This is a genomic window from Streptomyces sp. NPDC007896 (assembly GCF_042959425.1).
Taxonomy (GTDB): domain Bacteria; phylum Actinomycetota; class Actinomycetes; order Streptomycetales; family Streptomycetaceae; genus Streptomyces.
On sequence record NZ_JBIBKX010000012.1, the window covers coordinates 343,111 to 368,278 of the forward strand.

21 protein-coding genes are annotated in these 25,168 nt (G+C 70.7%); 15 read left to right on the plus strand and 6 right to left on the minus strand.

Features of this window, described 5'->3' with window-relative positions:
• Window positions 1-132: 132 nt before the first annotated feature.
• Both ACFZDJ_RS34690 and ACFZDJ_RS34695 read right to left on the minus strand, forming a co-directional pair.
• Window positions 133-675 carry a YceI family protein gene (locus ACFZDJ_RS34690; protein ID WP_391064826.1) on the minus strand — a complete coding sequence of 181 codons (543 nt, stop codon included), beginning with the start codon at window positions 673-675 and terminating at the stop codon, window positions 133-135.
• Window positions 676-692: 17 nt separating this feature from the next.
• Entirely contained in the window at window positions 693-1,907 is a 1,215-nt protein-coding gene (locus tag ACFZDJ_RS34695; RefSeq protein WP_390941316.1) for a cytochrome P450, read from the minus strand.
• Between the two features lie 273 nt (window positions 1,908-2,180).
• Here ACFZDJ_RS34695 and ACFZDJ_RS34700 point away from each other — a divergent pair, with 273 nt between their 5' ends.
• From ACFZDJ_RS34700 to ACFZDJ_RS34715, 4 genes are all read left to right on the plus strand, one after another.
• Window positions 2,181-2,615 carry a type II 3-dehydroquinate dehydratase gene (locus ACFZDJ_RS34700; RefSeq protein ID WP_390941314.1) on the plus strand — a complete coding sequence of 145 codons (435 nt, stop codon included), beginning with the start codon at window positions 2,181-2,183 and terminating at the stop codon, window positions 2,613-2,615.
• A 77-nt stretch (window positions 2,616-2,692) separates the two neighbouring features.
• Window positions 2,693-3,871 carry an aminotransferase class I/II-fold pyridoxal phosphate-dependent enzyme gene (locus tag ACFZDJ_RS34705; protein WP_390941312.1) on the plus strand — a complete coding sequence of 393 codons (1,179 nt, stop codon included), beginning with the start codon at window positions 2,693-2,695 and terminating at the stop codon, window positions 3,869-3,871.
• On the plus strand, window positions 3,868-4,986 hold the full coding sequence (locus ACFZDJ_RS34710) for a Gfo/Idh/MocA family oxidoreductase (RefSeq protein ID WP_391064829.1): 1,119 nt from the start codon (window positions 3,868-3,870) through the stop codon (window positions 4,984-4,986). Before ACFZDJ_RS34705 ends, ACFZDJ_RS34710 begins: the two co-directional genes overlap by 4 nt.
• A complete protein-coding gene (locus ACFZDJ_RS34715; RefSeq protein WP_390941308.1) occupies window positions 4,983-5,675 on the plus strand; it encodes an HAD-IA family hydrolase in 693 nt (230 codons plus the stop codon). The genes ACFZDJ_RS34710 and ACFZDJ_RS34715 overlap by 4 nt, the downstream gene beginning before the upstream one ends.
• Before the next feature lie 228 nt (window positions 5,676-5,903).
• On the opposite strand, the gene ACFZDJ_RS34720 is transcribed toward ACFZDJ_RS34715, so the two are convergent.
• Window positions 5,904-6,920: an iron-containing alcohol dehydrogenase gene (locus ACFZDJ_RS34720; protein ID WP_391064939.1), complete on the minus strand. Its 1,017-nt coding sequence runs from the start codon at window positions 6,918-6,920 to the stop codon at window positions 5,904-5,906.
• Window positions 6,921-7,047: 127 nt separating this feature from the next.
• Window positions 7,048-7,776, minus strand: coding sequence for a lantibiotic dehydratase C-terminal domain-containing protein (locus ACFZDJ_RS34725; protein WP_390941306.1), 729 nt, complete (start codon window positions 7,774-7,776; stop codon window positions 7,048-7,050).
• Between the two features lie 289 nt (window positions 7,777-8,065).
• Between ACFZDJ_RS34725 and ACFZDJ_RS34730 the strand changes: the two genes are divergently transcribed.
• Window positions 8,066-8,938, plus strand: coding sequence for an ROK family protein (locus ACFZDJ_RS34730; protein ID WP_391064942.1), 873 nt, complete (start codon window positions 8,066-8,068; stop codon window positions 8,936-8,938).
• A gap of 25 nt (window positions 8,939-8,963) precedes the next feature.
• Here ACFZDJ_RS34730 and ACFZDJ_RS34735 read toward each other — a convergent pair whose 3' ends face one another.
• Entirely contained in the window at window positions 8,964-11,651 is a 2,688-nt protein-coding gene (locus ACFZDJ_RS34735) for a BTAD domain-containing putative transcriptional regulator (RefSeq protein ID WP_391064832.1), read from the minus strand.
• Window positions 11,652-12,237: 586 nt separating this feature from the next.
• Between ACFZDJ_RS34735 and ACFZDJ_RS34740 the strand changes: the two genes are divergently transcribed.
• The 7 genes from ACFZDJ_RS34740 (at window position 12,238) to ACFZDJ_RS34770 (ending at window position 21,652) form a co-directional block, all read left to right on the plus strand.
• Window positions 12,238-15,069: an AAA family ATPase gene (locus ACFZDJ_RS34740; RefSeq protein ID WP_391064945.1), complete on the plus strand. Its 2,832-nt coding sequence runs from the start codon at window positions 12,238-12,240 to the stop codon at window positions 15,067-15,069.
• 182 nt (window positions 15,070-15,251) lie between these two features.
• On the plus strand, window positions 15,252-16,577 hold the full coding sequence (locus ACFZDJ_RS34745; protein WP_390941336.1) for a class II 3-deoxy-7-phosphoheptulonate synthase: 1,326 nt from the start codon (window positions 15,252-15,254) through the stop codon (window positions 16,575-16,577).
• Window positions 16,574-17,383, plus strand: a complete 810-nt coding sequence (locus tag ACFZDJ_RS34750; protein WP_391064835.1) for a shikimate dehydrogenase family protein — start codon at window positions 16,574-16,576, stop codon at window positions 17,381-17,383. Before ACFZDJ_RS34745 ends, ACFZDJ_RS34750 begins: the two co-directional genes overlap by 4 nt.
• A gap of 345 nt (window positions 17,384-17,728) precedes the next feature.
• Window positions 17,729-18,784 (plus strand): JmjC domain-containing protein, encoded by a 1,056-nt coding sequence (locus tag ACFZDJ_RS34755; protein WP_391064839.1) that lies wholly within the window; start codon window positions 17,729-17,731, stop codon window positions 18,782-18,784.
• Window positions 18,781-20,118: an MFS transporter gene (locus tag ACFZDJ_RS34760; protein ID WP_391064843.1), complete on the plus strand. Its 1,338-nt coding sequence runs from the start codon at window positions 18,781-18,783 to the stop codon at window positions 20,116-20,118. The genes ACFZDJ_RS34755 and ACFZDJ_RS34760 overlap by 4 nt, the downstream gene beginning before the upstream one ends.
• Window positions 20,118-20,246: a hypothetical protein gene (locus ACFZDJ_RS34765; RefSeq protein ID WP_390941294.1), complete on the plus strand. Its 129-nt coding sequence runs from the start codon at window positions 20,118-20,120 to the stop codon at window positions 20,244-20,246. The genes ACFZDJ_RS34760 and ACFZDJ_RS34765 overlap by 1 nt, the downstream gene beginning before the upstream one ends.
• A gap of 38 nt (window positions 20,247-20,284) precedes the next feature.
• A complete protein-coding gene (locus tag ACFZDJ_RS34770) occupies window positions 20,285-21,652 on the plus strand; it encodes a YcaO-like family protein (RefSeq protein ID WP_391064847.1) in 1,368 nt (455 codons plus the stop codon).
• Window positions 21,653-22,124: 472 nt separating this feature from the next.
• On the opposite strand, the gene ACFZDJ_RS34775 is transcribed toward ACFZDJ_RS34770, so the two are convergent.
• Window positions 22,125-23,090, minus strand: coding sequence for a helix-turn-helix domain-containing protein (locus ACFZDJ_RS34775; protein ID WP_391064850.1), 966 nt, complete (start codon window positions 23,088-23,090; stop codon window positions 22,125-22,127).
• 77 nt (window positions 23,091-23,167) lie between these two features.
• Between ACFZDJ_RS34775 and ACFZDJ_RS34780 the strand changes: the two genes are divergently transcribed.
• From ACFZDJ_RS34780 to ACFZDJ_RS34790, 3 genes are all read left to right on the plus strand, one after another.
• Window positions 23,168-23,515, plus strand: a complete 348-nt coding sequence (locus ACFZDJ_RS34780; RefSeq protein ID WP_391064852.1) for a DUF6616 family protein — start codon at window positions 23,168-23,170, stop codon at window positions 23,513-23,515.
• On the plus strand, window positions 23,512-24,174 hold the full coding sequence (locus ACFZDJ_RS34785) for an HD domain-containing protein (RefSeq protein WP_391064855.1): 663 nt from the start codon (window positions 23,512-23,514) through the stop codon (window positions 24,172-24,174). Before ACFZDJ_RS34780 ends, ACFZDJ_RS34785 begins: the two co-directional genes overlap by 4 nt.
• Before the next feature lie 282 nt (window positions 24,175-24,456).
• Entirely contained in the window at window positions 24,457-25,134 is a 678-nt protein-coding gene (locus ACFZDJ_RS34790) for a response regulator (protein WP_390941282.1), read from the plus strand.
• Window positions 25,135-25,168: the final 34 nt, after the last annotated feature.

Sequence of the window (25,168 nt, forward strand, 5' to 3'; positions counted from 1 at the left end):
GCAGACAGCGGGAACGGGCAGGAGGCGCCGGCCCAACGATCGGCGGCACCACCGCGTTGACAGGTGACGCCGCCTCGAACCGGCCGGACGATCACGGGATCGCCCGTGATCGTCCCTGGTGCGGCCTCGGCCTCAGTCCTTGCGGGTCGCCTCGATCTCCAGGGTGATGGTGACCTTGTCGCCCAGGGTGGCGCCCATGGGGCCGCCGGTCACCCCGAACTCCGCGCGGCTGATCTCGGTAGTGGCCGAGAAGCCCGCGACCTTCGCCCCGCCCCAGCCCTCGGCGAAGCCGTTGGGTTCCAGTCGCAGCGCCACCGCCCGGGAGACGCCGTGCACGGTCAGCTCGCCGTCCGCTTCGAAGCCGTCGTCGACGGCGCGCAGCCCGGTGGAACGGAACGTGAGGGTCGGGTACTTCTCGACGTCCAGGAAGTCACCGCCCCGGACCGCGTCGTCCCGCATCTGGTTGTTGGTGTCGATGGAAGCGGCCTGGATGGTCACCGACACCGAGGACCGCAGTGGGTCCTCCGCCGTGACGATCTCGCCCTCGAAGGAGTCGAACCGGCCCCGCACCTTGGAGACGCCCAGGTGGCGGATGGTGAATGAGATGTCGGAGTGGCTCGGGTCGATGGCCCAGGCGCCGGTCAGGTAACCGGGCACCTCGATCTGCGCTGTCATGGTTTTCCCTCCAGGTCTTACCAGGTCGCGGGGATGCTGACGGGGGCGGACCAGACCGCGTGCGGCGGCAGCCACGGCACCTCGTCGGGCTGCACCGCCAGTCGCAGCCCGGGGAAGCGGCGCAGCAGGCTTGCGATGGCCAACTGCATCTCCATCCGGGCGAGCTGCGCGCCGACGCAGTGGTGCGGGCCGTGACCGAAGGCGATGTGCGGGTTGTGCGTGCGGGTGAAGTCCATGGTGTCCGGGTTCTCGAACACCGATGCGTCCCGGTTCGCCGACATCGACGAGGGCAGCACGGCCTCACCGGCCTTGATCAGCACCCCGCCGAGCTCCACGTCCTCGGCGGCGACCCGCGGGATGCCCTCGCCCGTCGCGGGCCTGATGTACCGCAGCATCTCCTCCACGGCCTGCGGTATCAGCCCCGGGTCGTCCCGCAGCTGCTGCAGGTGGGAAGGGCTGGAGAGCAGGGCGTAGAGCTGGCTGCCGAGGTTGTTGCTGGTGACGTCGAAGCCTGCGATGAGCACAGCGGCCGCCAGGCCGACCATCTCGTTCTCCGTCAGCCGGTCGCCCGCGTCCCGCGCTTCCACCAGGACGCTCAGCAGGTCCTCGCCCGGCTGCTCACGGCGCTGGGCCACCAGTTCGGCGAGATACCCCATGAGGTCCGCGTTGGCCTTCATGGCCACTTCGGGGGTGTGCTCGGCGGAGAAGATGATGCCGACCCAGGTGCCGAACGTGTCCCGGTCCTCGTAGGGCACACCGAGAAGTTCGGTGATCACGGTCAGGGAGACCGGCACAGTGAACGAACGCATCAGGTCGCCCTCGTTGCCGGCCTTCTCCAGCACGTCGAGCTGCTCGTCGATGACCTGCTGGACCCGCGGCCGCAGCTTCTCCACCCGGCGCATGGTGAACGCCTGCGCCAGCATCTTGCGGAGCCTGTTGTGCCCCGGTGGGTCCATCGCCATGATCGTGTCCGGCGGCGGCAGGAACGGCACCATGCGCGGAACGTCCTCGCCCAGTGCCAGGGCCCGGCTGAACCGCGGGTCGGCCAGCACCGTCTTGACGTCCTCGTAGCGGGCCGCCAGCCATCCCGGACCGCCGAACGGCGGCTGCACCCTGGCCAGCCCCTCCCCGGTGCGCAGCCGCGCGTACGTGGGGTCGACTTCGAGTCGTTCGGACTCCTGGAATGGATAGGCCAGTACATCCGGACTGTTGTTCATCGGGCATTCGCTCATGCGTATTTCTTCCCTCGTCACGCCTCGTTCGGACTGGCTCGGCTGTCGGGGACGCAGAATTTCATGTCGCCCCCACTGCTGGGCAATTCACCGCCCACTCAGCATTTTCCGGCCCCGACCCGTCGGGCTCCCCCCTATCGCTCCCCCTAACCCACCCTTCACTTGCCCCTGCCCGCTCATCGGCACTCGACCCCGACGCCCGTTGCTATAGCGTGGCCGAGGTAAACGAGATCCACCCTTCCATGATGCGGACACCATTGATCGAGGGGCTTCGTGAAAAAACTCCTTCTGCTCAACGGACCCAATCTGGGAATACTCGGAAAGCGTGAACCCGAGGTGTACGGAACAGCCACGCTCGCCGACATCGAGGAATCCGTCGCCAAGACGGTCGCGGACCGCGGCTGGCAGGTGATCGGCGTCCAACGGGAATCCGAGGGCGAACTCATCCACGCCATCCAGGACAACTACGAGACGGTCGGCGCGATCGTGAACCCCGGCGCGCTGATGATCGCCGGCTGGAGCCTGCGGGACGCCCTCGCGAACTATCCGCGGCCGTGGATCGAGGTTCATCTCTCGAACGTCTGGGCCCGGGAGAGCTTCCGGCACGAGTCGGTGCTCGCCCCGCTGGCCAGCGGCGTCATCGTCGGCCTCGGCGCCGACGGCTACCGGCTCGCCGCCCAGGCGCTGCTGACGAAAGCCTCCGACTGACCCGGCCGCATCACCGGCACTCCGCCACCGGCGGCTTCAGGCAAAACCAATCGAGAACCTATCTGGGAGAACTCATCATGAATGCCGACGCACGCCCGCTTCCCGAATTCCCGGCGTGGCCCCAGTTCGATGAGGCGGAGCGGACCGGACTCATCCGCTCCCTGGAACAGGGCCAATGGTGGCGCATGGGAGGCAGCGAGGCCGAGACCTTCGACCGAGAATTCGCCGACCATCACGGCGCCGCCCAGTCGCTCGCCGTCACCAACGGCACACACGCGCTGGAACTCGCCCTCCAGGTGCTGGGTGTGGGCCCGGGCACCGAGGTGATCGTCCCCGCCTTCACCTTCATCTCCTCCTCCCAGGCGGCTCAACGCCTGGGCGCGGTCGCCGTGCCGGTCGACGTCACCCCCGACACGTACTGCATAGACCTCGCCGCGACCGAGGCCGCCATCACCTCCCGCACCCGGGCGATCATGCCGGTCCACATGGCCGGTCACTTCGCGGACATGGACGGGCTGGCGAAGCTCTCCGAGGCCAGCGGGGTGGCGTTGATCCAGGACGCCGCGCACGCGCACGGCGCGCAGTGGCGGGGCAGGCGGGTCGGTGAGCTGGCCTCCCTGGCCGCGTTCAGCTTCCAGAACGGCAAGCTGATGACGGCTGGCGAGGGCGGCGCGGTGGTCTTCCCCGAGGGGGAGGAGTACGCCGAGATGTACGAGGAGGCCTTCCTGCGGCACAGCTGCGGCCGGCCCCGTACCGACCGCCGCTACCTGCACGGCACCTCCGGGTCCAACTTCCGGATGAACGAGTTCAGCGCCGCCGTGCTGCGCGCCCAACTGGGCCGCCTCGAGAGCCAGATCGACACCCGCGAGCTGCGCGCGCCGCTGCTGACCAGCCTGCTCGCCGAGATCCCCGGCGTCGTTCCGCAGGCCAGCGACGAGCGGGTCACCCGCAACCCGCACTACATGATGATGTTCCGGCTCCCCGGTCTGGACGAGTTCAAGCGGAACGAGCTGGTGGACAAGCTGGTCGAGCGTGGGCTGCCCGCCTTCGCGGCCTTCCGGGCCATCTACCGCTCGCAGGGCTTCTGGGAGACCGCCGCCCCCGACCTGACCGTGGACGAACTGGCCGCCCGCTGCCCCAACACCGAGGCCATCTACAGCGACTGCGTCTGGCTGCACCACCGCACGCTGCTCGGCACTGAGGAGCAGATGCACCAGATCGCCGAGATCGTCGCCGACACCCTGGCAGCCGCATGACCCGCACCGCGGAGGCACCCGTGAGGATCGCCCTGGTGGGGCTCGGCTGGGCCGCCACCTCGATCTGGCTGCCGCGTCTGCGCCGGCACCCTGGCTACACGGTCACCGCGGTCGTCGACCCGGCACCCGGCGCCCCCGCGCTGCTCGCCGCCGAGGGCATCGACGCCCCCCTTTTCACCGACGTCGGTCGACTCCCCCCGGAACTGGCCGACCTGGCGGTGGTCGCGGTCCCCAACCATCTGCACGCCACCGTCGCCGCCCGGCTGCTCCGCCGGGGCACGGCGGTCTTCCTGGAGAAGCCGGTCTGCCTGAGCACCGAGGAGGCGCGGCAGTTGGCGGCGGCCGAACAGGCGGGCGGCGCCGTGCTGCTGGCCGGGAGCGCGGCCCGCTTCCGCGCGGACGTCACCCTGCTGCGCGAGACGGTGGAGAAGGTGGGACGGATCCGCCATGTGGACCTGGAGTGGGTCCGGGCCTGTGGAGTGCCGGACGCGGGCGGCTGGTTCACCAGTTCCTCCCTCGCCGGCGGCGGCGCCCTGCTCGACCTCGGCTGGCACCTGCTGGACACGTTGACCTCGTTGCTCGGCCCGACCGACTTCGGTCAGGTCGTCGGCACGGTCTCCAGTGACTTCGTCAACCGCGGTTCGGCCCGTGCCGCCTGGCGACGCGACGAGCCGGTGCGGAACGCCGGGGCCGGCGACGTGGAGGACACCGCACGCGGTTTCCTCATCACCGACGAAGGGGTGTCGGTGGCCCTCCGGGCCAGCTGGGCCTCGCACGTGGCGACCGACGTCACCCGGATCCGAGTGGAGGGCAGCGACGGCTCCGCCGCCCTGGAGTGCACCTTCGGCTTCAGCCCCAACCGGGTGGCCGGTTCCACGGTCACGCACACCAGGGACGGCATCACCACTGGGCTCCCGGTGCCGGCCGAGGAGATCGGTGCGGAGTACGTACGCCAACTCGACGCGCTGCCTGGGCTGCTGGCCGATCCGGCGCTGCGCGGCCAGGCGGTCGAGGACGCCGCCCGGACCATCGGCGTCATCGAGCGGGTCTACGGGTCGGCCCGCCAGGCGCACGCGGCACAGGCACTCGTTCCGACACTTGGGAGGCAGCCATGAGCAACACCCTGGGCACCGATGTACCTTTCCTGACCGGCGAGAGCTCCGGGCTCCGGGCCGTCGTCTTCGACCTAGACGGAGTGCTGGTCGACAGCTTCGACGTGATGCGCGAGGCGTTCACCATCGCGTACGCGGAGATCGTCGGCCCCGGCGAGCCACCGTTTCGCGAGTACAACCGGCACCTGGGCCGATATTTTCCCGACATCATGCGGATCATGGGGCTGCCGCTGGAGATGGAAGAGCCCTTCGTACGGGAGAGCTACCGGCTCGCCCACCGGGTCCAGCTCTTCGACGGCGTGGTGCCGATGCTGCAGGAGCTGCGCGACCGTGGGCTGAAGCTGTCGGTGGCCACCGGTAAGAGCGGCCCCCGGGCCCGCTCGCTGCTGGGCCAGCTCGGCGTGCTGCCGTTGTTCGACCATGTCATCGGCTCCGACGAGGTGGCCCGGCCCAAGCCGGCCCCGGACATCGTGCTGCGGGCGCTGGACCTCATGGACACCGGGGCCGAAGAGGCCATGATGATCGGGGACGCGCTCACCGACCTGGCCAGCGCGCGGGCCGCGGGGGTGACCGCGGTGGCGGCGCTGTGGGGCGAGACGGCCGAGGAGGAGATGCTGGCGGCCGGCCCCGACGTGGTGCTGCGGGCACCCGCCGAACTCCTCGTCCTCTGCCCACCGGTGCCGGCCCGCTGAACCATCGACGCAGACACGGCAAGGGCCCGGAAGCCGGTTCGGCTTCCGGGCCCTTGCCGTGCGGGTGCTGGGGCCTGTCCGACAATCCCCGCCTGCCGCGCGGCGTCCGGCACGCATGCGCGGGGAACCCCCATCGCTGCCGCGCGGCCCGCCCTGCGGCGGAGGGCGGGAACGGTCAGACATGCGCTGGGCGCATCGCGCAGCGAGCACGGCCCGCGGCGGGGTGTCTCAGGTGAAGTCGTAGCGCTGCCGCGGCATCGCCGCCAGGGTGGCGGCGACCAGCGACTCGTCGACGTCCCTGACCAGTTCGGCTCCGGCCGGGCCGTCCAGTACGAAGGAGAGCCCGCGGGTCGCCTTCTTGTCCAGCCGCATCAGGGCGATCACCTCGGTGATGTCCAGCGACTCGGGCAGCCCGGTGGGCAGCCCGTAGTGTTCGACGACCTCCAGGTGTTCGGCGATCCGCCCTTCGTCGATCCGGCCGAGGGCCCCGGCCAGCCGCCCGGCGAACACCGTGCCGATCGCCACGCCCTCGCCGTGCCGCAGCGTGTACTTGGTGGCCCGCTCCAGCGCGTGCCCCAGGGTGTGGCCGTAGTTGAGCAGGTGCCGCAGTCCGGCGTCCCGCTCGTCGGCCACCACGATCTCGGCCTTGCGGGCCACGCTGGCCGAGATCTGCTCGGGCAGGGGCAGCCCGCGCAGGTCACCCGTACCGATGAACATGCAACGGGCGATCTCACCGTAGCCGTTGGTCCACTCGCGCGGCGGCAGCGTGCTCAGGTAGTCGGTGTCGCAGAACACGGCCTTGGGCTGCCAGTAGGCGCCCACCAGGTTCTTGCCCTCCGGCAGGTTCACCGCGGTCTTGCCGCCGATGCTGGCGTCCACCTGAGCCAGCAAGGTGGTGGGCAGGTGGATCACGGGTACGCCGCGGTGGAAGAGCGCGGCGGCCAGGCCCACGGTGTCGGTGGTGGTGCCGCCGCCGACCGAGACGACCACGTCGTCCCGGGTGAGCCCGAACCGTGCGAACCGGCTGCAGAGTTCACCGACGGCCGACAGGGTCTTGTCGGGTTCGCCGTCCCTGGCCGGCAGGACCAGGGTCTCCACACCGGTCTCGGGGTTCCACTCGTCCGGCCGGGCGGACACCAGCACCGCGCGCCGGGCACCGAGGGCGGCGACGGCCCCCGCCAGGGCGGAGCGTGCCCCGGGCCCGATGTGCACGGAGTACGAACGCTCGCCGAGCGGGACCTCTATGACATGGAGCGCGGCGGATGCCGGGGAACCGGCTGCCGGTGGTCCGGCCGGCTGCGCGGGCGCGTGCAGGGCGTTCACGGGATGCTTCCTCTCTCAGCTCGTGTGACTGGTCCGGCGGTGCACCGGATCAGGCGTTCTCCAGGGCGGGCGCGGTGAGGGCGCCGGTGGTGTCGAGTTCGGACCGGACGATCCGGGCCGCCAGGGCCTCGACGGCGAGCGGCAGGCCCAGCCGCCCATGGGTCCGGTGGGCGTGTTCGAAGAGCAGGAAGTTGGCCGGGGCGTCCGCGGCGAATCCGGGCGCGAGGGCGATCGCCCGGGTGGTTCCGGCGTAGCGGCCCCAGGGCCCGGCGGCCGGACCGGTCGTACGGCCGGCCGTGTCCCGGGTGACCGACTCCGCCTCGAGCCTGGCCCGGACGCCCAGGTCGACCCGGTGGCCGGGCTCCAGGGCCACGGTCCAGTGCTGCCAGCAGAGGAACAGGAACGCCCGGCGCTCCCGCTGGGGGACCAGGTCCACGAGATGTCGCAGATGCCGTACCGCCCAGGCCAGCCCGTTCTCCGGGCGCAGCGCCCCGCTCGCCGCCAGCGCGACGGCCAGCTCGCTGGAGAGCGCGGCCAGTTCGTCGGCGAGATCGACACCCCGGCCGCCCGGGTACGCCGACGGGCGCTCCGTCATCCGCTCATCGGCGATCCGGAGGGCGCCGTCGGCCCGTAGCGTCGCGCGGATTTCCGCGAGCCGTTCGGGCGCCGCGTGGAACCACAATTCGAGACCGGGACCGTGGGAATCCGCTGCCGGGTCGAAGAACCAGATGTCCTCCGCGGCGCGCAGCGGGTGGATCAGCTCGGGAAGTTCCGACAATCCGGCTCCGGACAGTCGGCAGAACAACCAGTCGTGCGGTGACACGAGTCCCCCATCGGCTCGGAAATCCGGACACTGCGGAGAGGCTAATCACTTCCGGTGATCATCTGCCATTGCGGACGGCGGCAATCCGGGGCTGCGACGGAATCAGGGATGTCTTAGGGGGGAGGGCAGGGGTGTTGCCACAGCTCCCGCACCGTCACACTTTGGCTGTTCGCAGCATCACGGACACTCATCGGCCATGAATTTTCAGGTCAAGTGAGCGGGAGTCGTCATCAGCTATCTCGGAATCGACATCGGCGGGACGAAGGTGGCGTTGAAGGCGGTCGGCCCGGCGGGTGAGGTCTGCGAAACCGTATTCCGGTGGCCTTCGTTCGAAGGAACGCGTCAGGATCTGGCCGCACTCGCCGCGTGCGTCAGCGAATTGCGCGACAAGGGCACGTACGACCTCGAGGCGGTGGGTGTCGCGATTCCGGCGACCGTGAACCGGACGGGCACGGTGGTCACCTGGCCCGGCCGGCCCGGCTGGGCTGGATTCGACCTGGCCGACTCGCTGGACGGGCTGTTTCCCGGGATTTCCGTCCGGTACGCGGACGACGGCGACCTGGCCGCGCTCGCCGAGGCCCACGAGGCCGGTGTCCGCGACCTGGTCCACCTGGGCGTGGGCACCGGCATCGGCGGCGGGATCGTGCTGGACGGCCGGTTGTGCCCCGGCTCCGCCCGCGGCTCCTGCGAGACCGGCCACATGATCGTGGACCGGGACGGGCCGGAGTGCGACTGCGGCCGGCACGGCTGTCTGCAGGCCGTGGCCTCCGGCCCGGCGACGCTGCGCCGGGCCGCCACGCTGCGCGGCCGCGACGTCTCGTTCACCGAGCTGCGGACCGCGCTCGCACAGGAACGGTCCTGGGCAGTCGACACGTTGGAGGAGAGCTGTGCCGCACTGGCGGCCGCCGCGACGAGCCTGGCCGAGCTGGTCCACCCCGACCGGATCACCGTCGGAGGCGGGTTCGCCGCCGGGCTGCCGGGCTTCGTCGAGCGGGTACGACGGCACGCGCGGCGGCTCGCCAGACCAGGTGGGGCCCCGGTCGTGCTGGCCGACGCGGCGCTCGGCGGACTCTCCTCGCTCCAGGGGGCGTTGCTGCTGGCGCGCATGCCGGGCTGACCGGCACGCGCACCCAGGGCACCCGTCAGGTCGGTATGGCCAACGGCGCGGGCTGTGCGAAGCGCTGGCTCCGCTGGACGTAACGGACGGACAGCCGCTCGTCGTCGGCTCGGCTGTGCCCCGAGGCGTCCGCCGCCAGCTCGTAGTGCAGGGCGAGCAGGTCGGCCCGGTGCGAGGGCATGCTCTCCAGCCAGGCCGCGGCCCGCAGGTGCTTGGCGGCCCGCACCGCGCGGGGCAGCTGGGAGTACGCGACCTCGCGCACCAGCTCGTGCCGGAAGAGGTACGCCACACCGCCCGGCATCGAGCTGTCCCGTACCCGGTGAAGCAGCTCCAGCCGCTCCAGCCGTCTCAGACAGGCCGCGACATCGGTCGACTCGTCCTCCCTGAGAGCCGCCACCGCGTCCGCCCACACCTTGTTGCCGAAGACCGCGGCGTCGGACAGCACCTCCTTCTCCTCCGGTGCCAGACGGTCCAGTCGCGCGGCGATGACCGTGTACACCGACTGGGGCAGCGGCGGGCGGCTGCTCCCGGGACCGACCGGGGCGCCGGTCTCGCCGGTCCGCGCGCAGTCGTGGTACATGCGGATGAACTCCCAGGCGAACAGCGGGTTTCCGCCGATCTGCCGGACCAGAGCGGCACCGAAGCCGTCGGGTCCGGCACTGCACGACCCGGGTGGCGGAGCGGGCAGCCGCTCGCGCTCCCGGTACCGCGTGGCGAGCTCGTTGAGCAGCAGCCCGCTCTCCTCCTGCGACAGCGGGGCGAGCGTGATGGTGGTGGCGTTTCGCTTGCCGCCGCCCCAGTACGGCCGCGCCCGCAGGAGTTCGGGCCGGGCGGTGGCGATGACCAGGATCGGCACCGCGCCCACGTGGTCGGTGAGGTATCCCACGAAGTCGAGCAGCGTGTCGTTGGCCAGGTGGAGGTCCTCCAGGACGACGACCAGAGGACGCTCGGCCGCGATCTCCTCGAGGAACTTGCACCAGACGGCGAAGCACTCGGCCATCGCCTCCGGGCCGCAGTCGGCCGGCACGGGGTTGCCCTGCAGCCCGAGCAGTGGCCGCAACCGGTGCAGCATCACGGCCCGTTCGTCCTCGGAATCGGCCAGCCGGTCCACCGTGTCGGTGAGCATCCGCTCGGTGACCGCCACCGGGTGCGAGTCGGTGATGCCGAGAAGGCCGCGGACCATCTCCGACAGGGCGCCCAGCGGTGTCTCCCAGCCGAACGGCGACACCCGGCTCACCAGCCAGCGTGCGGGCTCGGCCGTCCGGGCGTCGGACGTGGCCAGTTCGTGGATGAGCCGGCTCTTGCCGATGCCGGGCTCGCCGAGCAACGTGACCAGGTGCGGCTGGTGCTGGTACTGGATGGTGCGCAGGATTCTGTTCAGCGTGTCGAGTTCGGCGTCCCGGCCGATGAACGGACTGAGCGTGAAGGCGTCCGAGAATTCCGGACTTGGCGTGCCCCGGCGCTCGCCGATCGGCTCGTTGGCGTCCGCGAACTCGAACGCGTCGCGGGTGACCCGGCTGGTGTGGTCGCAGACCCGTATTCGGCCGGCCGGCACCCGGTCGAGCAGCCGCTGGCAGGTGTCGAGTACGCCGCCGATCACATCGGCGGGCCGGGCGTCCCCGGTGGCGCCGTAGGTCATCATCACCTCGCCGGTGGCCACGGCCACCTGAAGCGACAGGGCGGGCGGCTGGTCGGTGTCGTCGGCCGGGGCGGGAGCCGGTTGCGGCCGGAACCGGTCCCTGAGGGCCAGGGCGGCTCTGGTGGCCCGCTCCGGGTCGTCCTCCCTGGTGCGCGGTGCACCGAACAGGACCCACCACTGGGCGCCCATCCGACCCTGGAGGACCCCGCCGAAGCGCCCGCCCTCCTCGGTGACGGCCGTGGTCACCGCCTTCAGGGCCTGGTTCACGTGCTCCGGGTCGTCGGCAGCGGTCAGCCGGGCCCGCACCATCAGCACGCTGACCCACTTGCGTTCGGTGCGGTACCGCCCGGCGGGGGTTCTCGGCGGACCGTCGGAGGCTGCGGCCGCCGGCCGGGTGACCGGCTCCGGAGCGGCGGACGGGGCGGCCGGGTTCGTTGCAGGGACAGGGACAGGGACAGGGACAGGAACAGGGACCGTGGCCGCAGGCCGGTCCAGGGCCAGCGACGGGTGGTGGTTGAGGATCTTGTGTTCCAGGTCCTGGAGCGCGCGCCCGGGTTCGAGACCGAACTCGGTGCGCAGCACCTTGCGGGTGCGGTGGTAGACCATGAGCGCCTCGCGTTGCCGGCCGCAGCGGTAGAGCGCCAGCATCAGCTGGCCGCACAGCCGTTCGCGGTCGGGCTCCGCATCGACGATGGCCTCCAGTTCACCGACCAGCTCATGGTGTCGGCCCAGGCACAGCTCGGCCTCGTACAGATCCTCCACGACGGCTCGCCGGGTGCTTTCCAGGGCGCTCAGGTCCGGCCAGTTGATTCCGGTCTCGGCCAGGTCGGACAGTACCGGCCCCCGCCACAACGCCAGCGCCTCGCGCAGCGAGACGGCGGCGGATTCCCAGGAGCCCGCGGCGAGTTCGGCCCGGCCCTGCTTGCTCAGGCGCTGGAACGCGTACAGGTCGATGGAGTCCTCGGGCACGGAGAGCAGGTAGCCGGGGGAGCGGGTGATCAGTTCGGTGCCCTTCCGCGAGCCACCGTGCTCGGCGATCAGCCGACGGAGGCCGGACGCGGCGTTCTGAACCATTTTCCGGGAGGTTGCCGGTGCGTCAATTCCCCACAGCGCCTCAATGAGTCGGCTGGTCGCGACTACCTGGTTGGCGTTGAGGAGCAGAAATCCCAGTGTCGCACGCTGATTGATGCCCCGTAAGGGGACCGGATGTCCGGACACGCGCACTTCGAGTGGTCCCAGCAGGCTGAACTTCATGCATCCCCCATGTGCGACTCGTTCATTCCCAGGCCACGCGTTCGGCTGGTCGAGCGTTCTGGTGACCGTTGAACCTTCCTAAGGAAATGCTGTGGGTTCTCCATTGTCAACGTTCCCTGGCGATCACCAGGCCACTGTGGCTCGGCGCCCGCCGATGACGGCGTCCCGCTCCGGTCCGTCGGGCGTAATACCTCGTATAGGAGGAATTTTCAGGCATCTGGGTCGATGTGAACGACTGCGCGTCCTGCGAGGCTGCGTGTCGGCCGGACTCGGCGTGGCCGGCGGTCATGATCCGTCGCTCCGGATGGGTGCCTGATTCCCCGGCAGTTGGTCCGGCCCTGCTAACGATTGTTCCTGGCCGTGAAAAGGTCCGGTCGCAGCTGGTCAGGATTGCTCAGGGGGGATGATGGGAATCATTGAGCGGGATGAGCAGACCGATTATCTCCGTGCTTTACTCGATGAAAGCAAAAGCAGAAGAGGGCAGGTCGTTCTGATCGAGGGGCCGGCCGCGAGCGGGAAAAGTGAATTGATGCGCTCCTTCGCCGGGCAGGTGGCCGGGCCGGGAGTGCTGGCCCTGGGCGCCGTGTGTTCACCGGCGGAGCGGACCCTTCCGTTCGGTGTGTTGAGCCAGTTGTTCCACGGTGCTGCGCTCTCTGTCGACGCGGAGTCCGAGGTCGCTGAGTTGCTCGTCGCCGGAATGTCCGCACCGAGGGCCACCGACTCTTCACCTGAGGTGACCGACCAGGGCCTTGCGCGTATTTTCCACAGCATTTGCCTGGCCCTGCTCGGCTTGGCCGCCGAGAAACCGCTACTGATCAGCATCGACGACGCACAGCACATGGACGATCGCTCGCGGCGCTGCCTGCTCTACCTGGCCCGGCGGCTCTCGTCGACCCGCGTCCTGCTCGTGCTCACCGAAGGCGCGGATCTCGCGGGCGTTCACTGCCCGTTCCGCAGTGAGCTGGAGCGGCTGCCGCACTTCCACCGGCTGACCCTCGCGCCGCTCTCGCCCCAGGGTGTCACCCAGATGCTGCGGCGTGACCTCGACGAGGCCACCGCCCACCGGCTCGCCGACGAGGCCTACCAGGTCAGCGGCGGCAACCCGCTGTTGCTCCAGGCCCTCGTGGAGGATTTCCGCCAATCGGGCGGCGTCCGCGCACAGGGCTACGGCGCCGCCTTCGTCAACCACCTCCACCGTGGCGACCCCGTGCTGCTCCAGGTCGCCCGCGCGCTCGCGGTGCTCGGGGAGGGCGCCACCCCCAAGGAGACAGCCAGGCTCGCCCGGCTGGACGCCGAGACCGTGACCGGCGCGCTGCACTCGATGACCGCCGCCGGCCTGCTCGCCGCCGGCCGGTTCCGTCACCCGGTGGCCTCTCTCGCCGTCCTCGGCACTCTGCCGCCGCAGGAGTGCCAGGAGCTGCACCGCACCGCGGCCCGGCTGCTGCACGAGCAGGACGCGTCCTCCAGCCGGATCGCGCACCACCTCGTCGCGGCGGACCGGGCCCAGGAGCCCTGGGAGATCGACCTGTTGCTGGAGTCCGCCGAACACCTGCAGCTCGGCGGCAACCTACGGGCCGCCGTTCAGTGCCTGCGGCTCGCCGACGCCGCGCCGGGCATCACCGACCGGCGACAGGCCGCGATCCGCGCCGAACTGGCCCGTACGGAATGGCAGCTGAACCCCTCCTCAGCCGTCCGCCACCTCGGTCGACTGACCATCGCGGCCCGGTCCGGTCGGCTGGACCGGCGTGAACTGCCCACACTCGTACGGCAACTGCTCTGGCACGGACGGGAATCCGACGCCGACACCGTGCTCGAGCGGATGCGTGGCGCGGTCCGTGAGGGCAACGGCGGTGACTCCTGCGAACTGCGCGACACCGAGATGTGGCTGGCCGCCACCTACCCGGCGCACGCCCGGGGGAGGCAGCTTCCTTCCGTCTCCGCCCACCAGCGCGAGAGCCTCGTCACCGCGGGCGCCGACCCCGGGTTACGGGCCACCGCCGCGCTCTGCGAGCTCCTCGCCCGCGGTCGGGACCGCGAGGCGGCCGCGCGCGCCGAACAGGCTCTGCGCGACCTGCGGCTCAGCCGGCGCAGCGCCTGGGCCGAGGAGACCGCGCTGCTGGCGCTGTCCACCCTGCTCTACGCCGACCGGCCGGATGGCGCCCTCGCATGGTGCGGCAGTTCCCAGCCCGAGCTCGGGAGCGGCCAGACCGCGGTGTGGCGCGCAGTGCTCGCAGCGGCGCGCGCGGAGGCCGCGATACGGCTCGGCGATCTGCCCGAGGCCGTCGACCAGGCCCAGACCGCGCTGACCCATCTGGCGCCGAAGGCCTGGGGCGTGGCCGTCGGGCTGCCGCTGGGCAGTCTCGTGCTGGGCGCGACGCGGACCGGCGACTGCGACACGGCCGCCAAGTACCTGGCCGTGCCAGTGCCCGAGGCCATGTTCCAGAGCCGCTACGGGCTGCACTACCTGCACGCCCGAGGGCATCACTACCTCGCCACCGGCCATGCCCATGCCGCCCTCGCCGACTTCCTCTCCTGCGGCGAGCTCATGCGCAGCTGGGGCCTGGACCTGGCCGGCATCGTGCCGTGGCGGACCAGTGCCGCCGAGGCATGGCTGCGGCTCGGCAACAAGGACCAGGCCCGGCGGATGGTTCAGGACCAGCTGGCCCGCCCGGCCACCGACAGCCCGCGCACTCGCGGTCTGTGCCTGCGGCTGCTCGCCGCGGTGAGCCCGGCCGGCCAGCGGCCCCAACTGCTCGCAGAGGCACTGGACCTCTTCGAGGACTGCCGCGACCGCTACGAGCAGGCCCGGGTGCTCGGCGACCTCGGCCGATCCCACTACGCGCTGGCACAGCGTCCGCGGGCTCGCATGGTGCTGCGTCGGGCCAGGCATCTGGCCGCCATGTGCGCGGCGGCGCCGCTCTCCCGAGAGCTGCTCTCCATGTCCCGCGAGCCGCACGGCCAGGCGCAGACCGCCCAGGAACCGAAGGCGGCGCCCGCACTCACCGATTCCGAGCACCGGGTGGCCTCGCTCGCCGTCATGGGCTACACCAACCGGGAGATCGCCGACCGGCTGTATGTCACGCCCAGCACCGTCGAGCAGCATCTGACCCGGGTGTTCCGCAAGCTCGACATCAAGCGCCGCAGCGACCTGCCCGCGGATCTGGTGGCCCTGCCGGCCGAGCAGCGGCGAGGACGCGGTGTGCCGAGCGCCGTCGGTGGATCCGGGGCGACCGCGTGACCTGGACGCGGCGGGCGCCGGGTTCCGGCACTGCGGCTCCGGCCGGGCGGTCCGGCCGAACCCGGGCGGATTACCCCTCCATGGACGGGTAGTTGTCGTCGGCCCTTAGCGTCGGCGCCATGACTCGGATCACCGACGTGCCCGTATGCGTGCTGCCGGGGGCGCCCGGCCTCACATCCGACATGCGAGCCCGGGTGGCGGACGCGCTGCGCCGCCCGGCCGCCCAGCAGCCGCCCTGGCCCGACCCGGCCAGGGCCGCGGGGGCGGCCGCCGTGCTGGCCGGCCGGCCGTCCCTCACCTCGCTCGCCGAGATCGACCGGCTGAGCCAAAAACTGGCCGCGGTGGCGCGCGGCGAGGCGTTCCTGCTCCAAGGCGGCGACTGCGCGGAGACCTTCGCCGAGAACACCGAATCCCACATTCGGGCGAACGTCCGCACCCTGTTGCAGATGGCCGTGGTGCTGACCTACGCCGCCGGGATTCCGGTGGTGAAGGTGGGCCGGATGGCCGGGCAGTTCGCCAAGCCCCGGTCGAACTCCGTGGACACGCTCGGCCTGCCCGTCTTTCGCGGTGACAACGTCAACTCGCTCGCGCCCGATCCCGCCGCCAGGGTCCCCGACCCGACCCGGATGCTGGAGGCATACGCCAACTCCGGCAGCACCCTGAACCTGGTCCGGTCGCTGACCGGTTCCGGCATGGCCGATCTGACGAGGGTGCACGACTGGAACCAGGACTTCGTCCGTACCTCGCGGGCCGGTGCTCGCTACGAGGCACTGGCCGACGAGATCACCCGCAGCCTGCGGTTCATGACCGCGTGCGGCGCGGACCACGGCACCCTGCACCGCACGGAGATGTTTGTCAGCCACGAGTGCCTGCTGCTCGACTATGAGGCGGCGATGCTGCGGGCGGACGAGTCCGGCCCCGAACCCCGACTGTACGACGCTTCCGGTCACTTCCTGTGGATCGGTGAGCGGACGAGGCAACTGGACGGTGCGCACATCGCCTTCGCGCAGCTCCTCGCCAACCCGATCGGGCTGAAGATCGGCCCGTCCACCGAGCCGGAGCTGGCCGCGGAATACGTCGAGCGCCTCGACCCGCACGGCGATCCGGGCCGGCTGACCCTGATCAGCCGGATGGGCCACGAGCGGATCCGCGACGTGCTGCCCGGCATCGTCGAGAAGGTGACGGCGTCGGGCCACCAAGTGATCTGGCAGTGCGACCCGATGCACGGCAACACCCATGAGGCGCCAAGTGGTTACAAGACCCGCCGGTTCGACCACGTCGTCGACGAGGTACGGGGCTTCTTCGAGGTGCACCGGGCGCTGGGCACCCACCCGGGCGGTATCCATGTCGAGCTCACCGGCGATGATGTCACCGAATGCCTGGGCGGCGCGCAGGAGATCTCGGACGCGGAGCTGGCCGGCCGGTACGAGAGCGCCTGCGACCCGCGGCTGAACACGCAGCAGTCGGTGGAACTCGCCTTCCTCATCGCGGAGATGGTTCGCTCGTGATCCGTATCTCCGGTACGACGCGGCTGTACGCGGTACTGGGCGACCCGATAAGCCAGGTGCAGGCGCCAGCCATGCTCAACCCGGTCTTCGCCGAACTCGGCGTCGACGCGGTTCTGGTGCCGGTGCACGTAGAGACCGCGCATCTCGCCGACGTCGTCACCGGCCTGCAGCGGATCGGCAACCTGGACGGGCTGCTCATCACGGTCCCGCACAAGATCGAGACGTGTGCCTTCGCCGATGTGTTGAGCCCGGCCGTCCACGCCGCCGGCAGCACCAACGCGATGCGCCGCGAGCGTGACGGGCGCTGGACGGCGGAGAACTTCGACGGTGTCGGCTTCGTCCTCGGCATGGCCGCGGCCGGTCACCAGCTCGCCGGTCGCCGGGTCACCCTGGCCGGGGCCGGCGGCGCGGCCGGCGCTATCGCCGCGGCCGTGCTCGACGCGGGCGCCGCACGCCTGCACGTCTGCGACCCCGACGAGGAGAGACTGTCGGCCCTGCTGGACCGGCTCGCCGCGCGCTGGCCGGACCGGGTCGCGGTGGGCCCCACACCGGAGCTGGAGCGAGCGGACGTGGCGGTGAACGCCACACCGCTCGGGCTGCGACCGGACGATCCGCTGCCCTTCGACCCGGCCCTGCTGCCGGTCGGCGCGGTGGTGGCCGACATCGTCATGAAGCCACGTGAGACGCCCCTCCTGCGTGCCGCGGCCGCGGCGCACAGGCCCGTTCACCACGGCGCTCACATGCTCAGCCACCAACTGGACCTCTACCGCGAGTTCTTCCGGCTCGCAGAGCCGAGTCCAGCCTGACGATCCGCTTGCTGCCGCTGCCGCTGCCGCTGCCGCTGCCGCAGCGGCCGGTCAGGAGCCGGAGCGGACGGACGGCGGAGGCGTCTCAGTATCCGCCGCCACGGTCGCGGGCACGTGTCCGCACTCGGCTGCACGCCGGGCCGGCGAGCGGAGACGCACTGTTCGCGCGCGTCGGCGCCCCCACGACAGCGCACGTCACGAACTCGGCTACCTGCGCCTGGCACTCGGGCAGGGGGCAGGGGGCAGGGGGCAGGGGGCATGAGGACAGGGGCACATAGGGGGTGGTTGTCCCGGGACCGCGCTGACTAGCGTCACTCACACGCAACCGACAGGGGGAGGGTAGTCATGTACGCCCTGGAAGCGGTGGGCTCGGGGTTCGTTCCGGAAATGCGACCCGGCCTCAGCCGGCTGATCGCTCCGCTGGAAGAGGGCGAGTTCCTCCGGGACCATCTGGGCCGACGCCCCCTGCTGCTGATGGGCCGGCCCGGCCGGTTCGGCGCCCTGTTCGGCTGGGCTGACCTCAACGAGCTGCTGGCCGCCTCCCGGGTGGATCCGGCCCGGATGCACCTTTCGCGCGCGCTTCAGGGGGTGCCCGTCACCTCTTGCGCCGAGCCCCTGCCCCAGCTCGCGCCCCGGGGCCGGCCACTGCGTCTGCGGCCCGACCGGGTGCGCGAAGCCCTCCAGGAGGGGGCGACCCTGGCCATCGACGGCGTCGAGGAAGTCAACCAGCGGCTGCGGAGCCTGGTCGCCTCGGTGGAGCAGAGTCTGGGCGCCCTGGTGCAGGCGAACCTCTACGCGAACCTCGGTGGCGCCGCAGAGGGCTTCGGCATCCACTGGGACGACCACGACGTCCTGATCATCCAGGCCGAGGGCGCCAAGCACTGGGAGGTGCACGCCCCGACCCAGGAGGTTCCGGTGGGCGTGCTCAGCGCCCCCGAGCCGCCCACAGGTCGGCGCCCGTACTGGACGGGGACGCTCACCGACGGCGACGTGCTGTACCTGCCCCGCGGCTGGTGGCACCGCGTCACCCCTGGCGACGGGCCTTCCCTCCATCTGACCCTGGGCGCCCGCCTGCCGTCCGTCGGCGACGTGCTGAGCCGGCTGCTGCGGCACATGGCCGCCGAGCAACCGGCCGTACGGTACGACCTGCCTCGGTACGCGGACGAGCACACCACCGCACTGTTCTACGAAGAACTGCGCGCCGTGCTCACGAAGACCATCGGGGAAGCGGGGCTGTTGGAGCGGCTTGCGGAAGAGGTCTGCCGCGCCGCGGTCGGTGAACGGCCAGTCTTCACCCTGCCGTACCGCGATGCCGATGCCGATGCCGATGCCGATGCCGATGCCGATGTCGATGTCGATGTCGATGCCGTCGCCGTCGCCGACGCCGCAGAGCAGCGGTGACGCCGTCCAGCGTGCTCGCGCGGGCCCTTCCGGGGGCAGCCCGCGCGCTTCCGGCAGCCTTCTGGTGGATCTGGCTGAGCATTCTGGTGAACTGGACCGGCAGCTTCGCCAGTCCGGTCCTGGCCGTCTACCTGACGCTGGAACGGGGCTACTCCCCGTACCACACCGGCCTCGTCGTCTCGCTGATCGGCTTGGGCGGAATCCTCGGTACGACTTGGGGCGGGTTCGCGGCCGACCGTATCGGACGCCGCACAACACTGGTCCTCGCACACTGCTGGACGGCGGCGTGCATGGTGCTGGTCGGGGTGTGCGCGAGCCCCGCGGCGCTGGCCTGTGCCGCGCTGGCACTGGGCGTCGGGCAGACAGCGGCGCGCCCGGCGATGCAGGCGGCGCTCACCGACGTTGTCGCGCCGGAGGACCGCCAGCGTGCCTTCGCCCTCAATTACTGGGCCTTGAACCTGGGCGTCGCCGTGTCCGGCGTACTCGCCGGACTCTTGGTGGCCCACGGGTACCTCGTCGTCTTCCTGGCGGACGCGGCCGCCACGCTCCTGTGCGCAGTCGTCGTCCTGGCCAAGGTCCCGGAGACCCGTTCCGCCCCCGGGTCCGCGCACGGCGTGAGTCCGGCACGGCCAGGCCAGGAGGGCGGGGACCCGGGAACGTCCCGGCCCGTACTGCGAGACCGCCGCTTCGTGGCCTTCGTCCTGGTCACGCTCGTGTTCGCCACCGTCTACCAGCAGATAAGGACGTCACTTCCGGTCACGATGTCCCAAGACGGTTACGCGCCATCCTCGTACAGCCTTCTGTACGGTCTCAACGCGCTGCTTGTCATCGTCCTCCAGATACCGCTGACCATGCTGGTGCGCGGCCGTTCCCGATCGGCTGTCCTCACCGCCAGCGGCCTGCTCATGGGCGCGGGCCTCGGACTGACCGCGCTCGCCGTGGGCCCGGCCGCCTACGCGGGCTGCGTGGTCGTGTGGACCCTGGGCGAGATGCTGCAGGCCCCGGCGGGGATCGCCGCGGTGTCCGACCGGGCGCCGGAACAACAACGCGGGCGGTATCAGGGGCTCTACGGGACGGCTTGGTCCGCCGCCGCCTTCCTCGCCCCGGCCGGGGCCGGCTGGGTGCTCGACCACGGCGGCGCGACCACGCTGTGGATGGCCTGCGCCGCAGGGGGCCTGCTCTCCGCCATCGGGTACGCCTGGACCACCGGGCCAGACCACCAACTCCCGCACGCCGAGAAGCCTTCGGACGTGCGGGCCGGGAAAGAGACACCTTTCCCGGGTTCCGTCCGCGCACCGGCGGACGGGTCAGCCGAACACACAAGGAGAAGCTGATGAACAACGAGTACGAGCTCGAGACCCAGGACGAACTGTTCGTCGTCGAGAACTGTGTGAAGGCCTACCTCCCCACCGAGGACGAGCACTTCGTGGTCGAGAACTGTGTGAAGGCCTACCTCGCCTGATGCCCAGAGCTCATCACCGTTCGGCAACCGGCCGGGGCATGCTCAACCGCCCCGTGCCGGGGCCGGACGGTCCTCATGACGGCATTGTCACCCGCATCCGCTCCTTCAGGGGACTGCGCGGCACTCCGCCCTCTTTGCACCTGGCAGTCGCCGACCTGCCGGACCTGAGAGCGGACGTTCCCTGGCAGTCCGACCGGCAAGCGTTCGGCATGGCGTGGAACGACGCCGGCCAGGCCCGCATGGCCGCGTGGGGTGAGGCCGTCGAGCGGATCAGCGGCACCATGCTCCCGGCAGCCGACCGGATGCGGTACGGCAGCCACATCCAGCTCACGCGGGAAGGTGTACGCGCGCTCGCACCTGAGCGACTCACTCTCTACTCGCCCCGGCAGTACACGGACGGAGTCCAGCCGTTCCGGCCGTTCCTGCCCACCTCGCCGGTCCACTGGATGCCCGTGCGGTCCCTCACCCGTCAGGAGGAGATCCACGTGCCGGCGTTCCTGGTGCACACGGGGTGGCCGCGCGTACCGAAGGAGCAGCCGGAACAACTGCACGCCTTCCCCGCCGTGGGCGGGACGGCCGCCGGAACAAGTCTGGAACAGGCTCTGCTGGCCGGCCTCGGGGAGGTCGTCGAACGGGATGCCGCCGCCGTGTGGTGGGCCAACGCGGCACCCCTGCCCCGGCTGCCGCTCAGCGCCCGTATCCGAGCCCTGCTGGGTCCGATGCTCGAAACGCACGAAGTGACGCTGGCACACATTGACAACGACTTCGCCATCCCGGTCCTCGCCGCCTGCGTCCGCACCCGTGCCGAAGGATGGCTCACCATCGGCTTCGCGGCGCGTGCCGACCCCGAGGCGGCCGCGCTGAAGGCCCTGGCGGAGGCGTTCGGTCTCCAGCTGACCTGCCGTGCCCTCGATGATCCGGCGGCCGCGGCGCACATCGCCGGGGGATTCACAGACCGGCGCAACCCGCTGAAGGCCTGGCGGCAGGACCGGGCCTATCTGAACGACTACCGCGAAGACGGACGGGACGGCACCGAGCTCCTGTGTCACCAGCAGCTGTACCTCGATCGCCGGGCCGGTGACCGCGCCATGGACTGGATCGGCCGTGGCCCGCGGGGTTCATGGACACAGGTGCCCCGGGTACCGGGCGGTACCTTCGGGACGCTGCGCGCGCGAGGGGAGGCGGCGGGCCATGAGGTGCTGTACGCGGATCTGACTACACGGCAGGCCAGGGCTGCGGGAATGCGCGTCGTCCGCGTCATCGTGCCGGGGATGATCGGCACGGCCCCAGCCTGCTGTCCGTACTTCGGCGGCCGTCGCGTACGGGACCAGGGCGTCACCCTCGGCTGGCGACGAACGCCGCTCACCGTGGAGCAGTTGAACACCTTCCCCATGCCGCACGCCTGATGCGACGGCGGGCACTGCTTGATCGGCACCTGTCGGCCGGACGGCTCGTGCTCGTCGGCGCGAGCGTCCGTGACCGCCTCGGCGGATCCGGACGGGCGGTGTCCGTCCACGGATACCCGGACACCCGGCGGGTGCTGGCCTGGCTCCCGGCCGCGCGCTCGGCCGCGACCCGTCTCGCCGCAACTGCCTCTCGGCCAGGAAAGCAAAGCCCCGCAAGCGTATGCCTGGTAGAGCCGACCCTGGGCAGACCGGCATCCCAGGCGCCATCGACCCCAGCCCCGGCGACCGCACCGGCATTCGGGCAACTGAGGCCGCGGCGACGATCCCGGGAAACGCGCGGCCGCCAGGTGCCGCCCAGGTGGCTCGACACCTCGGCGTGCCTCGACGCTCAAATCCCCCGTACGGGGTAAGGCCCTGGCGGGCCTGTCCGTGAGGCTCCGTCGGCTCGCTGTTCGGAGACGGAAGCCAGCGGTCAGGCGGCGAAGGTGCGGCGATATCTCGACGGGCTGGTCCTGGTCATCGCGGTGAAGTGGATACGCAATGACTCCGCGGAGCCGAAGCCGCATTGGTGGGCGATGTCGTCGATGCCGAGGCGAGTGGTCTCGAGGAGTTCGCGGGCGCGGGCTACGCGTTGCATGGCCACCCAGTTCATGACGCTCGTTCCGGTCACGGCCCGGAATCTGCGGCGCAGGGTTCGTGGGCTCATGTGGCTGTACCGGCCGACCGACTCCAGGGTGAGCGGCTCGTCGAGGTGTTCCAGCATCCAGGTGATCACGTCGGTGATCTCGGGGTCGCCGCCGGGCGGGACGTGCTCGATGAACTGGGCCTGTCCCCCTTCACGGTGGGGCGGGCTGACCAGGAAGCGGGCCATCGTGTTCGCGGCGGCCTGACCATGGTCGAGCCGCAGGAGATGCAGGCACAGGTCGGTTCCGGCGAGGACACCCGCGGAGGTGAAGACACCGGTGTCCTCGACGTAGAGCTCCGCTTCGCGGACCCTGACCGACGGATGGCGGTCTCGCAGCAGTCTGGCCCAGTGCCAGTGGGTGGTGGCGCTGCGGCCGTCCAGGATCCCGGCCGCCGCCAGGGCGAAGGCGCCCGTGCAGATCGACACCATCCGGCTGCCCCGGTCGTATGCGTCACGCAGTCGCTCGACCAGCTCGGCGTCCGGAGACTCGACGGGATCTTGCACTCCGGCGACGATCACGGTGTCCGCCGTGTCCAGCCGGTCGAGCGGCTCGACCTCGCGGGGCACCAGTGAGTCTTCCGCGGGAACGGCACTCACCAAGGTCAGCTCGTAGGGGGCGCCGCCGGGCCAGCAGGCGGTCACCCAGTCCGGCCAGTGGCCGAACACCTGCTGGGGAACGGCCACGTCCAACAGGACGTAGCCCGGCTGCACCACCACTGCGACCTTGGCCGGATCTTTGGGATTCTTGTCCATCTGGCCATCGTACGGCGGCCGCGGTCTTTCTAGGCTGGTCTCATCACGTCGATCACGATTAGCGAGGGATGCGCAACATGTACGTAGTAGTCGAGACGTGGACACCGAAGCCCGCGTTCTTCGCCGCCGACGAGGAGGCGCGGAACGACCTGTTCACAGGGATTCAGGAAGCCATGAAGCAGCTCGCGGACATCGGATTCGTGACGCTCGGCTGGGGCAGGGTGGAACCGGCCGCGCATTGCGCGTCCTATGAGTGGTTTGCGGTCTGGCAGGCCCCTTCGAGGGAAGTGGCCGACGTGTTCCTGGGCGGTGTCGAGAGCTCCGGCTGGTACACCTACTTCGAGCAGACCAACGTCGTGGGTGAGCTGCGGCCGGCCGAGGCGGTCATCGCCGAGCACCTGGCGCTGGAGGCTGAGGTCAAGTGAGCGTGCTCGAGAACCTGCCGGAGGAGATCGGAGGGTGGCCGCGTACGGCCGCTACGGAGGCCGCTGTTGCCTTCACTGCCGAGCACTCCCCGGAATGGCTGCTCAACCACACCGTCCGCAGCTACTTCTATGCTCGCAGTATCGCCACCGCCAGGAACCTCGTTGCCGGGGAGGACTTCGACGACGAGACGCTCTTTCTCGCCACGGTGCTGCACGACATCGGTCTGACCGACGCGGGGCAGGGTCCGAACCGGTTCGAGGTGGACGGTGCGTTCCGGGCCGCTCGCTTCGCGCGGGAGCACGGGCTGTCCGATGTCGCCGTTGACCAGATCTGGGATGCGGTGGCGCTGCACACCTCGGCGGGGATCGCGCCCCACAAGCATCTGCTCGGCGCTCTCGCGCATTTCGGTATCGGTGCCGACATGTTCGCCTTCGGTGTCGAGGAGGTGGACCGGGCGGTCCTGGACGCGGCGCACGCGGCGTTTCCGTATCTGGATCTGCGGAACAAGATCCATGCGCAGGTGGTCCATCAGATCGACGAGCAGCCGTCGAAGTGGGCGCCGGTGTCCTTCGTCGACATCGTGTATCGCAAGCACCGGCCGGACAATCCGTTCCCCGGGTTGGACGAGCTGGCCGCTGCCCCGGTGCGTCCGGACTGACGACGTCTCGCGGTGGCTGCGGTCGGGTGTTCTTCGGTGAGGGCTTTCACGGCTGCGTCGAGGGCGGCGGTCATGCGGGAGGCGCTCAGGGCGCGCAGTTCGGGGTCCACCACCCGGTCGATCACGTCGTCGCCGCTGAAGTTGCTGCCGGGCCGGGCGGCGAAGTCCGCCGCCTCTGCCCGCCGGTCGCGCAGGCAGTCCGATCCGCCGGCTGAAGGGCCGCTGAACGTCCTGAAGATTCTCTTCAGCGCCAGGTGCGACCGGTCAGGCATGGTAGACGGCATGCGTGTGCTGGTGATGGACGATGATGCCCGTCTCGTGGAGCTGCTCCAACAGGGCCTTCGAGCCGAGGGGTTCGCGGTGGACGCCGCGAGCGAGGGCCTTGACGGTCTCGCCAAGGCAGCGGCCGACAACTACGACGTGATCATTCTCGACGTCATGATGCCCGGCCTGAACGGCTACAAGGTGTGCGCCCACCTGCGGTCGATCGGCGACAACACCCCGATCCTGATGCTGACGGCGAAAGACGGTGAGTACGACGAAGCGGAAGGGCTGGAAACCGGGGCCGACGACTACCTGACGAAGCCCTTCTCCTTCGTCGTCCTCACCGCTCGTCTGCACGCCCTGATGCGCCGCGCGCGCCCTGAGCGGCAGATCGTCCAGCACTTCGGGGACCTGGAGATCGACACAGGAGCCCGCCGCTGCCGCCGTGCAGGTACGGACATCGCCCTCACTCCTAGGGAGTTCGACGTCCTGACGCTGCTCGCGACCACGCCGGACATCGCCATCGGCAAGGCCGCCATCCTGGACCGGGTCTGGGACAGCGCGTACGAGGGTGGCCCCAACATCGTGGAGGTCTACGTCAGTGCTCTTCGCCGGAAAATCGACCGGCCCTTCGGCCGGGCCAGTATCGAAACCGTACCCGGCGGGGCCTACCGGCTCCGCTCCGACGGAGCCTGACCGCGGACACCGCCGGCGTCTGTGGCCGCGGCCG

Coding starts and splice junctions, on each gene's coding strand:
- ACFZDJ_RS34790 (WP_390941282.1), top strand. CDS start 24,457: ATGCGTGTGCTGGTGATGGACGATGATGCCCGTCTCGTGGAGCTGCTC.
- ACFZDJ_RS34740 (WP_391064945.1), top strand. CDS start 12,238: ATGGGAATCATTGAGCGGGATGAGCAGACCGATTATCTCCGTGCTTTA.
- ACFZDJ_RS34690 (WP_391064826.1), bottom strand. CDS start 675: ATGACAGCGCAGATCGAGGTGCCCGGTTACCTGACCGGCGCCTGGGCC.
- ACFZDJ_RS34695 (WP_390941316.1), bottom strand. CDS start 1,907: ATGAGCGAATGCCCGATGAACAACAGTCCGGATGTACTGGCCTATCCA.
- ACFZDJ_RS34735 (WP_391064832.1), bottom strand. CDS start 11,651: ATGGTTCAGAACGCCGCGTCCGGCCTCCGTCGGCTGATCGCCGAGCAC.
- ACFZDJ_RS34755 (WP_391064839.1), top strand. CDS start 17,729: ATGTACGCCCTGGAAGCGGTGGGCTCGGGGTTCGTTCCGGAAATGCGA.
- ACFZDJ_RS34710 (WP_391064829.1), top strand. CDS start 3,868: ATGACCCGCACCGCGGAGGCACCCGTGAGGATCGCCCTGGTGGGGCTC.
- ACFZDJ_RS34780 (WP_391064852.1), top strand. CDS start 23,168: ATGTACGTAGTAGTCGAGACGTGGACACCGAAGCCCGCGTTCTTCGCC.
- ACFZDJ_RS34775 (WP_391064850.1), bottom strand. CDS start 23,090: ATGGACAAGAATCCCAAAGATCCGGCCAAGGTCGCAGTGGTGGTGCAG.
- ACFZDJ_RS34715 (WP_390941308.1), top strand. CDS start 4,983: ATGAGCAACACCCTGGGCACCGATGTACCTTTCCTGACCGGCGAGAGC.
- ACFZDJ_RS34770 (WP_391064847.1), top strand. CDS start 20,285: ATGCTCAACCGCCCCGTGCCGGGGCCGGACGGTCCTCATGACGGCATT.
- ACFZDJ_RS34745 (WP_390941336.1), top strand. CDS start 15,252: ATGCGAGCCCGGGTGGCGGACGCGCTGCGCCGCCCGGCCGCCCAGCAG.
- ACFZDJ_RS34765 (WP_390941294.1), top strand. CDS start 20,118: ATGAACAACGAGTACGAGCTCGAGACCCAGGACGAACTGTTCGTCGTC.
- ACFZDJ_RS34705 (WP_390941312.1), top strand. CDS start 2,693: ATGAATGCCGACGCACGCCCGCTTCCCGAATTCCCGGCGTGGCCCCAG.